Source organism: Flavobacterium algoris (assembly GCF_048158525.1).
Lineage (GTDB): Bacteria > Bacteroidota > Bacteroidia > Flavobacteriales > Flavobacteriaceae > Flavobacterium > Flavobacterium algoris.
Genome location: NZ_JBLNKT010000025.1, coordinates 44907 through 54790 on the forward strand (window position 1 = coordinate 44907; position 9884 = coordinate 54790).

The 9884-nt window shown below is 34.7% G+C and carries 9 protein-coding genes; 6 read left to right on the top strand and 3 right to left on the bottom strand.

Features of this window, described 5'->3' with window-relative positions; genetic code table 11:
- Positions 1-53: 53 nt before the first annotated feature.
- On the top strand, positions 54-1691 hold the full coding sequence (locus ACM55I_RS12575) for an ABC-F family ATP-binding cassette domain-containing protein (protein WP_416847153.1): 1638 nt from the start codon (positions 54-56) through the stop codon (positions 1689-1691).
- Between the two features lie 195 nt (positions 1692-1886).
- Positions 1887-2963, top strand: coding sequence for a hypothetical protein (locus ACM55I_RS12580; protein WP_416847154.1), 1077 nt, complete (start codon positions 1887-1889; stop codon positions 2961-2963).
- Between the two features lie 65 nt (positions 2964-3028).
- On the opposite strand, the gene ACM55I_RS12585 is transcribed toward ACM55I_RS12580, so the two are convergent.
- Together ACM55I_RS12585 and ACM55I_RS12590 are read right to left on the bottom strand one after the other, a co-directional pair.
- A complete protein-coding gene (locus ACM55I_RS12585; RefSeq protein WP_416847162.1) occupies positions 3029-3313 on the bottom strand; it encodes a GNAT family N-acetyltransferase in 285 nt (94 codons plus the stop codon).
- Between the two features lie 24 nt (positions 3314-3337).
- The gene (locus ACM55I_RS12590) at positions 3338-4060 is read right to left on the bottom strand and encodes a pirin family protein (protein ID WP_416847155.1); all 723 of its coding nucleotides are present in this window, start codon (positions 4058-4060) and stop codon (positions 3338-3340) included.
- Between the two features lie 112 nt (positions 4061-4172).
- Between ACM55I_RS12590 and ACM55I_RS12595 the strand changes: the two genes are divergently transcribed.
- Entirely contained in the window at positions 4173-4856 is a 684-nt protein-coding gene (locus ACM55I_RS12595) for an alpha/beta hydrolase (RefSeq protein WP_416847156.1), read from the top strand.
- A gap of 28 nt (positions 4857-4884) precedes the next feature.
- Complete coding sequence (locus tag ACM55I_RS12600) at positions 4885-5778, top strand: lytic transglycosylase domain-containing protein (RefSeq protein ID WP_416847157.1); 894 nt, start codon at positions 4885-4887, stop codon at positions 5776-5778.
- Between the two features lie 61 nt (positions 5779-5839).
- On the opposite strand, the gene ACM55I_RS12605 is transcribed toward ACM55I_RS12600, so the two are convergent.
- A complete protein-coding gene (locus tag ACM55I_RS12605; protein WP_416847158.1) occupies positions 5840-6355 on the bottom strand; it encodes a DUF2892 domain-containing protein in 516 nt (171 codons plus the stop codon).
- A gap of 164 nt (positions 6356-6519) precedes the next feature.
- Here ACM55I_RS12605 and rpmH point away from each other — a divergent pair, with 164 nt between their 5' ends.
- Together rpmH and carB are read left to right on the top strand one after the other, a co-directional pair.
- Positions 6520-6681 (top strand): 50S ribosomal protein L34, encoded by a 162-nt coding sequence (gene rpmH / locus ACM55I_RS12610; protein ID WP_007136275.1) that lies wholly within the window; start codon positions 6520-6522, stop codon positions 6679-6681.
- Positions 6682-6835: 154 nt separating this feature from the next.
- Positions 6836-9688, top strand: a complete 2853-nt coding sequence (gene carB / locus ACM55I_RS12615) for a carbamoyl-phosphate synthase large subunit (RefSeq protein ID WP_416847159.1) — start codon at positions 6836-6838, stop codon at positions 9686-9688.
- Positions 9689-9884 lie beyond the last annotated feature (196 nt).

Below are 9884 nucleotides of genomic sequence, written 5' to 3' on the forward strand. Positions count from 1 at the left end.
CTTTGCACTTTTAAAATCTGATAATCTAATTATCTAAAAATCTTATAATCTAAATGATTACAGTTAATGATATTTCTGTGCAATTTGGTGGTACTACACTTTTTAGTGATGTCTCTTTTGCTATAAATGAAAATGATAAAATAGCCCTTATGGGTAAAAATGGAGCTGGAAAATCGACGCTTCTTAAAATTATTGCGGGTCAAAGTAAGCCTTCAGCCGGTAATATTTCGGCACCAAAAGATGCTGTTGTGGCTTATTTGCCTCAGCATTTATTGACTACGGATGGCGCGACAGTGATGGAAGAAACTTCTAAAGCTTTTGGTGAAGTTTTTGGAATGAAAGCAGAAATCGATGAAATCAATGAGCAATTGACGATTCGTACGGATTATGAAAGTGATGCATACATGAAATTAATTGAAAGAGTTTCTGACTTAAGCGAGAAATTTTATGCAATTGAAGAAATAAATTATGAAGCCGAAGTAGAAAAAATTCTAATTGGTTTGGGTTTTGTTCGAGAAGATTTTAGCCGACAAACTTCTGAATTTTCCGGAGGATGGAGAATGAGAATAGAATTAGCTAAAATCCTTTTGCAAAAACCAGATTTAATTTTACTGGATGAGCCTACCAATCACATGGATATTGAAAGTATTCAATGGCTGGAAGATTTCTTGATTAATTCAGCAAAAGCAGTTGTGGTAATTTCTCACGATAAAGCTTTTGTAGATAATATTACGAATCGTACCATCGAAGTTACTATGGGACGTATTTATGATTACAAAGCAAAATATTCCCATTATCTTGAATTAAGAAAAGACAGACGTATGCACCAACAAAAAGCATACGATGAGCAACAACGAATGATTGCTGATAATAGGACTTTTATTGACCGTTTTAAAGGGACATTTTCTAAAACTGATGCGGTTCAATCCCGCGTTAAGATGTTAGAGAAATTAGTTATTGTTCAGGTTGATGAGGTTGATACTTCGGCATTAAAATTAAAGTTTCCTCCCGCAGTACGTTCTGGACAATATCCAGTGATTGTGAAAGATTTGTCTAAATCTTATGGAGATCATGTAGTTTTTAAAGATGCGAATGTTGTTATTGAAAGAGGAGAGAAAGTCGCTTTTGTAGGGAAAAATGGAGAAGGAAAATCGACAATGATTAAAGCAATCATGAAGCAAATTGAGATTGATGGCGGAAGTTTAGAGATCGGTCACAATGCGCAAATTGGTTATTTTGCCCAAAACCAAGCTTCTTTATTAAATGAAAATGCTACTATCTTTGAAACTATCGATGATATTGCCGTGGGTGATGTTCGAACTAAAATCAAAGATATTTTAGGAGCTTTCATGTTTCATGGTGATGATGTAACCAAGAAAGTAAAAGTGCTTTCCGGTGGTGAAAAAACCCGTTTGGCAATGATAAAACTATTATTGGAACCGGTGAATTTATTGATTCTGGATGAGCCTTCGAATCACTTGGATATGAAAACTAAAGATATTATTAAAGAGGCGCTACGCGATTTTGACGGAACATTAATTTTAGTTTCTCACGACAGGGATTTCTTGGACGGATTAGCAACTAAGGTTTTCGAATTTGGAAACAAGAGAGTAGTGGAGCATTTCGAGGATATTACTGGTTTCTTGGCAAATAAAAAAATGGACAGCATGAGAGAGATAGAGAAGAAATAATATTCAATTTTCTTTTTCGAAATAAAAAAAGGCATGAATTTAATTATTCATGCTTTTTTTTGACAATATTGTTCCGTCCTGAAATAACGATACACAAAAAGGCAAATTTAAATGTGAGAATATTATACTAAAGCTTTTTTTTATATCTTAGTAATTAAATTCATTTACTGAATGATTTAATTTTAATATAAAAATATGAAAAACAGTACTTTATCTTTCGTCGTTTTACTCGCTTTTATGCTAAGTTTACCCGTGTTTGCACAAACGGATAATGAACCGGAGGCTTTAGGGTTGCCAGGAGACAATCTGAATCTGTATGCAGTTTTAGAAGTTTTTCAAAAATCAAAAACATTAGAGGAATTTGAAAAAGCCATAAACGATAAGGAGTCAAATATCAATAATCTGGATTTAGATAATGATAAAAATATTGATTACATAGAAGTAGTTAGCGAAAAAGATGGTGATTCTCATTCCATAGTACTTAAAGTAGCAATTAATAATAAAGAGAATCAAGATGTTGCCGTTATTGAAGTTGAAAAAAACAAACAAAATAAAGTTATTGTTCAGATTATTGGGGATGAGGAGCTTTATGGAAAAGATTACATAATAGAACCTACTGAAACCGAAACGCTTTCAGGAACGGTGAACCCAGGATATAAAAGTAATGAAACGGTAATCGTCAATAATAACACAACAAATAATTATTCTACAACAAATAACAATGCAAGTAATGTTAGTTCTGTTAGTGCTTGGCCAGTAGTATTGTTTTTATTTTCCCCTGTATATGTAGTGTATAGATCGCCTTGGTATTGGGGGTATTATCCATCTTATTGGAGACCGTGGGCTCCTATATATTATTATAATTATTGGGGTTTTCATAATCATTATTATAGAAATCATTACTATCATAGAACTGTGATTGTAAGAAACCCAGGTCGTTATAGTTATTATAATTCAAGAAGGAATAGTTCAATTTTAGTGAGACAGAATAGAAATAACGGTAATTATAAAGGTACATATAATGGTAGAGATTATAAAAGACCTGTGTCGCCAGTTGTCCGTCCTATTTCGCCTACGACTAGACCAGCAGTTCGTCCCGTAAGGCCCGTAAATAAGCCAAGCCGTCCTAATACTCCAACTAGACCAGTAACTAGACCGATTACACGTCCGGATGCACCAACTACTAGACCTATAACTAGGCCGGCAACTCGTCCGTCAATGCCTACTGCTAGAGCAACTAGGCAAGCTATGCCGAGTAGGACAAGGAATTGATGAAAGGTTTGTTTTCTAACTCATAAAAAAAACGAGGTACTGTTTATTGACAATGCCTCGTTTTTTTATAATCGTATTCCAGGAGGAAGTAATTCTTTGTAAACAGGATTTTTTTTGAAAAACACCACTATTTTAGGAAGGATAGGGACAACTTTAAATTTTCGTTCAACAGCAATTTCCATAATGTTTTTTAGAAAATTAGAAATAAACTCTTCGTTATCGAATGATTCGGGGGTATTGATTTTTGTCAAAAATATTTTTTTCTCCTGAAACGAATATTCGACAGAAACCAATCCTTCTTTCACTTCGGTTTCAAATTGTCTTGCAAAAGTATTGTCTTTGATTTCCATAGTGATTGCTGCTTCCATACTAATTTAACTGTGATTCATTGGTACTTCTACCAAAAGTATTTTTGATTGAGTTATAATTTTGATTTCAAATTGATCGAAATCAGTTATTCCCATGGCATCTCTTGCCTTCAAAATTTGGTTGTTAACTTCTATTTCGCCTTCAATTAAAAATAAATAAACTCCGTTTTGAGGAATTTTAACTTGGTATGTCGTAGTGGTGTTGCTATCGAAAATACCTAAATAAAAGAAGGTTTTCTGGTAAACCCAAAGCGCATTTCCGTCAGTATTGTCTTTTGGCGAAACAATATTTACAAAGGTATTGATTTGATTTTCAATATCAAATGATTTTTGGTCGTATCTTGGTGTAACGCCTTTTTTGTCAGGGAATACCCATAGTTGTAATGTTTTGGCATTGTCTTTTTGACTGGCATTCATTTCAGAATGTTCCACTCCGGTTCCGGCACTCATTACTTGTACTTCTCCAAAACGAATTACGCCCTCATTTCCCATACTGTCCTTATGCATCAGTCCGCCTTCAAGCGGTATAGTGATGATTTCCATATTGGCATGACCGTGCGTACCAAAGCCTGTCCCTCCTGCTATGGTATCGTCATTTAAAACGCGTAGCATTCCAAATTGTACCCGTTCCGGATTATGATAATTTCCAAACGAAAAAGAGAAATTGGCTTTAAGCCAACCAAAATCTGCTTTGCCTCTTGTGTTCGATTTAAATAGTTGTGTAGTCATAAATTATTGATAATATCAAGGGGTAATTCGGGTAGTCTCCGATAAAAAAATTATTTTTATACAAAATTCGCCATAAAAAACGGAATGCTGATATAAAATCGTTAAAACAATTATGAGTAAAATACCAGTTTATTTAATGCCGGGATTAGCGGCCAGTACTGCAATTTTTGAACGGATTGCACTTCCGTCAGATACCTTTGAGATGCATTTATTAGAATGGGAAATCCCAATGGATAATGAATCTTTAACGGATTATGCAAAACGAATTGCCGAGAAAATCCAATATAAGAACCCTGTCTTGATTGGAGTTTCCTTTGGTGGTATTTTAGTTCAGGAAATGGCAAAATATATTGATGCCAGGAAAGTGATTATCATTTCGAGTGTGAGAAGTAATTTGGAATTTCCCCGTAGATTAAAAATTGCCAAAACCACTAAAGCCTATAAACTGATTCCTATGAATCTGATTTTAAATATCGAAAGTCTGGCTAAATTTTCCTTTGGAGAAAAAGTGAATCAAAGATTGAAATTGTATAAAAAATTTCTTTCGGTCCGTGATATTCGTTATTTGAATTGGGCAGTTGAACAAGTTATTCTTTGGGACAGAACAGCTGTTGATGAAAACGTGATTCATATTCATGGCGATATGGATGATGTTTTTCCAATAAAAAATATCAAGAATTGTGTTGTTGTTAAAGGAGGAACGCACATTATGATTTTGAATAAATATAAATGGTTGAATGAAAATTTGCCTTCCATTATATTGGAAACAAAAAAAGAAGCAAACGTACTTTTGTAACTACTCAAAAGACATAAAAAAAGAAAACATGAAATTGATAAATAAGTTTACGCTACTCTTTACCGTAATTTTTGCGAGTGGGATATTTATTTTTGCCACAGCAAATCCAGATGAGGAAAAAGATTTAAAAAAAGAATCGGTGTCGGTTTTTCCAGTAAAATTGGATTTTGCAGGCGAAGTAACACCATTGAAAATATCCGATGTTAAGGAACGTTTGGACAGGGAATTGTTGGTAAATGTAAATCTGCATGCGTCCACTATTTTGGCTATAAAAAGAGCCAATCGTGCTTTTTTTGTAATTGAACCTATTTTGAAAAAGAACGGAATTCCGGACGATTTTAAATATCTGGCTGTTATAGAAAGTGGTTTAGTCAATGTGGTTTCGCCAGCAGGAGCAAGAGGCGTTTGGCAATTCATGCCGGACACTGCCAAAGAAAGAAAAATGGAAGTCAATGATAATGTTGACGAACGCTATGATTTAGAAAAATCTACAGAAGCGGCTTGTAGTTATTTTTTGAGTGCCAAAGGTAAATTTGGTAGCTGGACTTTGGCGGCAGCTTCCTATAATGGAGGAATGACAGGTGTGAATAAGCAAATTGACATTCAAAAAGTCTCTAATTATTATGACTTGTTGCTTACGGAAGAAACGTCTCGTTATGTTTTCAGGATTTTAGCGTTGAAAGAGATCATGAAGAATCCGGTAAAATATGGTTTTTCTATTGCTTCGGAAGATTTATATGCAATGTTACCAACTAAGAAAATTGAAATTGATAGTTCGATTACTGATTTGGTCGGTTTTGCAAAAAGTCAAGGGATTAACTATAAGATTTTGAAAATACACAATCCTTGGCTCAGGGAAACGAAATTAATAAATGATACCGGTAAAAAATACCAAATCGAAATTCCTTTAAAGGGATATTAATTTAAAGACAAAAAAAGGGTCAAATGTGTATCATTTGACCCTTTTTCGATAATTGTAAAAATTATATTTTCTTCATTTGTTCTTTCATCATCGTAATCTGATCTTTCAACATATTCTGTTTGTCTAATTTTTTAGCTTCATTCAATAGGGAGGTAGCTTCTAATTTTCGGCGACGGGTCATGGCAACTCCGGCTAAATTCAATTTGGCTACAGCCAAGTCCATATCCATTGATAATCCTAACTCGATTGCTTTCTTGAAATATTTCTCTGCTTGATTGATATTCGTTTGTGAAAGCATGATTCCGTGTAAGTAATTGAAATATCCTTGTTGTTTTCTTACTAAAGCAGTTTCTGGGTTTTTGATGTAAGCCAACCATTTTTTAGCTCCTTCAAAATCCTGTTTTCTTAGTTTTAAGAAGGCAAGTAAGATGAATTCGTTTTTGAAGTAAAGAAAAATAGGAATTGCACTCAATAAAATAAGGAATATTCCGTTCCCGATATTTCCTTCTGTAAATTGCCAAATGCCAGTAGCTATAATAAGTCCGGCGATAATAAGTTTAATATTTCTGTGAAACATAGTGTGTTTATTTTAAGATCACAAATATAGTAAAAGGAATTGAAAATATTTTTACAAAACTGCTTGTGAGAAAAAAAAGTCTTTGTATATTTGCACTCGGTTTTAGAATAACAGTTATTCGAAATTAGGAAGACATATAAATAAGATTTTAAAGATACAAAGCAATGAGCAAAAGAACGTTTCAACCATCGAAAAGAAAAAGAAGAAATAAGCACGGATTTATGGACAGAATGGCTTCTGCAAATGGAAGAAAAGTTCTTGCGCGTAGAAGAGCTAAAGGAAGACATAAATTGACTGTTTCTTGTGAACCAAGACACAAAAAATAATGTTTTTATAAACATATATAAGGCGTTACTTTTTTTAGTATCGCCTTTTTTTATACCCCATCGTTAAAAATGTTAAGTTTTAATGCTAAGGGGTTAAAGTTGAGTAACTTTGAACTTCGAAAAAAATAACTACACAACACAATACTACCACACAATGCCAAAAGATACATCCATAAAATCAGTTTTAATAATAGGTTCAGGTCCAATTGTTATTGGTCAAGCATGCGAATTTGATTATGCAGGATCACAATCTGCACGTTCTATTCGTGAAGAAGGAATTGAAGTGATTCTTATCAACTCGAATCCAGCAACGATTATGACCGACCCAACTATGGCCGATCACGTTTACTTGAAACCATTAACGACCAAATCCATTATTGAAATCCTTAAAGCACATCCTCAAATCGATGCCGTTTTGCCTACTATGGGTGGACAAACCGCTTTGAACTTGTGTCTGGAAGCTGATGAAAAAGGAATTTGGCAGGATTTTGGAGTAAAATTAATCGGGGTTGATGTCAATGCGATTAATATTACCGAAGACAGAGAGCAGTTCAAACAATTGCTTAAAAAAATAGGAGTTCCATCTGCACCTGCAGAAATATGTACCTCATATCTTAGAGGAAAAGAAATTGCTCAGGAATTTGGTTTCCCGTTAGTAATCCGTCCTTCCTTTACTTTAGGTGGAACCGGAGCTGCTATCGTCTATAAAAAAGAAGATTTTGATGAACTTTTAACCAGAGGTTTAGAAGCATCACCAATTCACGAAGTTTTAATTGATAAAGCTTTAATGGGTTGGAAAGAATATGAATTGGAGCTTTTGAGAGATAAGAATGATAATGTTGTAATTATCTGTTCTATCGAAAATATGGATCCAATGGGAATTCATACCGGAGATTCCATCACGGTTGCACCAGCAATGACATTATCTGATACGACTTTCCAAAGAATGCGTGATTATGCAATCTTGATGATGAGAAGCATAGGTAACTTTGCCGGAGGCTGTAACGTGCAGTTTGCCGTTTCACCGGACGATAAAGAAGATATTGTAGCGATTGAAATCAATCCTCGTGTGTCTCGTTCCTCTGCTTTGGCATCAAAAGCAACGGGATATCCTATTGCAAAAATCGCTTCCAAACTGGCTTTGGGTTACAATTTAGATGAATTGCAAAATCAAATTACCAAATCGACTTCGGCATTATTCGAACCAACTTTGGATTATGTGATTGTGAAAATTCCTCGTTGGAACTTTGATAAATTCGAAGGCGCTGACAGAACATTAGGACTTCAAATGAAATCCGTTGGTGAGGTGATGGGAATTGGACGTTCTTTCCAAGAAGCATTGCACAAAGCGACTCAATCATTGGAAATCAAAAGAAATGGTTTAGGAGCTGACGGAAAAGGATATAAAAACTACGAACAAATTATCGAGAAACTGACTTTTGCGAGTTGGGATCGTGTTTTTGTTATTTATGATGCTATCGCGATGGGAATTCCATTGAGCCGCATTCATGAAATTACTAAAATCGATATGTGGTTCTTGAAACAATACGAAGAGCTTTATACGTTAGAAAAAGAAATTTCTAACTATAAAGTAGAATCTTTACCAAGAGAATTGTTGCTTGAAGCGAAACAAAAAGGTTTTGCCGACAGACAAATCGCTCATATGGTAGGTTGCCTGGAAAGCCAAGTTCACAATTTACGTTCAGAAATGAACATCAATCGTGTATTCAAACTCGTTGATACTTGTGCGGCCGAATTTAAAGCAAAAACGCCTTACTATTACTCGACTTTTGAAGCCGAAATTGAAAAAGCAGATGGAACACGTTACGTTGATAACGAAAGTGTTGTTACAGATAAAAAGAAAATAATCGTTCTTGGGTCAGGCCCAAATAGAATTGGACAAGGAATCGAATTTGATTATTCTTGTGTTCACGGGGTGCTTGCCGCTAAAGAATGTGGTTATGAAACGATTATGATCAACTGTAATCCAGAAACAGTTTCGACTGATTTTGATACAGCGGATAAATTGTATTTTGAACCGGTTTTCTGGGAACATATTTACGATATTATTCAACATGAGAAACCGGAAGGCGTTATCGTACAATTAGGTGGGCAAACGGCCTTGAAATTGGCTGAAAAACTGTCTAAATACGGTATTAAAATTATAGGAACGAGTTTTGATGCTTTGGATTTAGCCGAAGACAGAGGCCGTTTCTCTGAACTTTTAACCGATTTAAAAATTCCTTTCCCACAATTTGGAATTGCAGAAACAGCTGACGAAGCTTCTGCTTTGGCTGATACTTTAGACTTTCCATTATTGATTCGTCCTTCTTATGTGTTGGGTGGTCAGGGAATGAAAATTGTAATCAACAAACAAGAATTAGAAGAACACGTGATCAATTTATTGAAAACGATTCCAGGAAATAAATTGCTTTTAGACCATTATTTGGATGGGGCGATTGAAGCCGAAGCGGATGCGATTTGCGATGGGGAGAATGTGTACATCATAGGAATTATGGAGCACATCGAACCTTGCGGAGTGCATTCTGGAGACAGTAACGCTACTTTGCCTCCGTTTAACTTAGGTGAATTTGTAATGCAACAAATAAAAGACCATACTAAGAATATTGCGTTGGCTTTGAGAACGGTTGGTTTAATCAACATTCAGTTTGCGATAAAAGATGACATCGTTTACATCATTGAAGCCAATCCTAGAGCGTCTCGTACGGTTCCATTTATTGCAAAAGCATACGGTGAACCTTATGTGAACTATGCGACTAAAGTTATGTTAGGGCACAATAAAGTAACCGATTTTACTTTCAACCCACAATTGAAAGGATATGCCATCAAGCAACCGGTTTTCTCTTTCAGTAAATTCCATAATGTGAACAAAGCATTAGGACCAGAAATGAAATCGACAGGAGAAAGTATCTTGTTTATTGATGACTTGAAAGACGATCAATTCTACGAATTGTACTCTAGAAGAAAAATGTATTTGAGTAAATAAAAACTTGAATTTGTTATATGTAAAAAGTCCCGAAATTTTCGGGACTTTTTTTGTGGATTATTTTGTGTTGTTTTTAATAAAATTTGTCTAGTCCTGAAAAAACGATACAGGATTAATAAAAAATAAAAGTACAATTTTTAAACAGTAGTAAGCTCCGGTTTACTACTGTTTTTTGTTTTATAGGTTCTCATTTTAA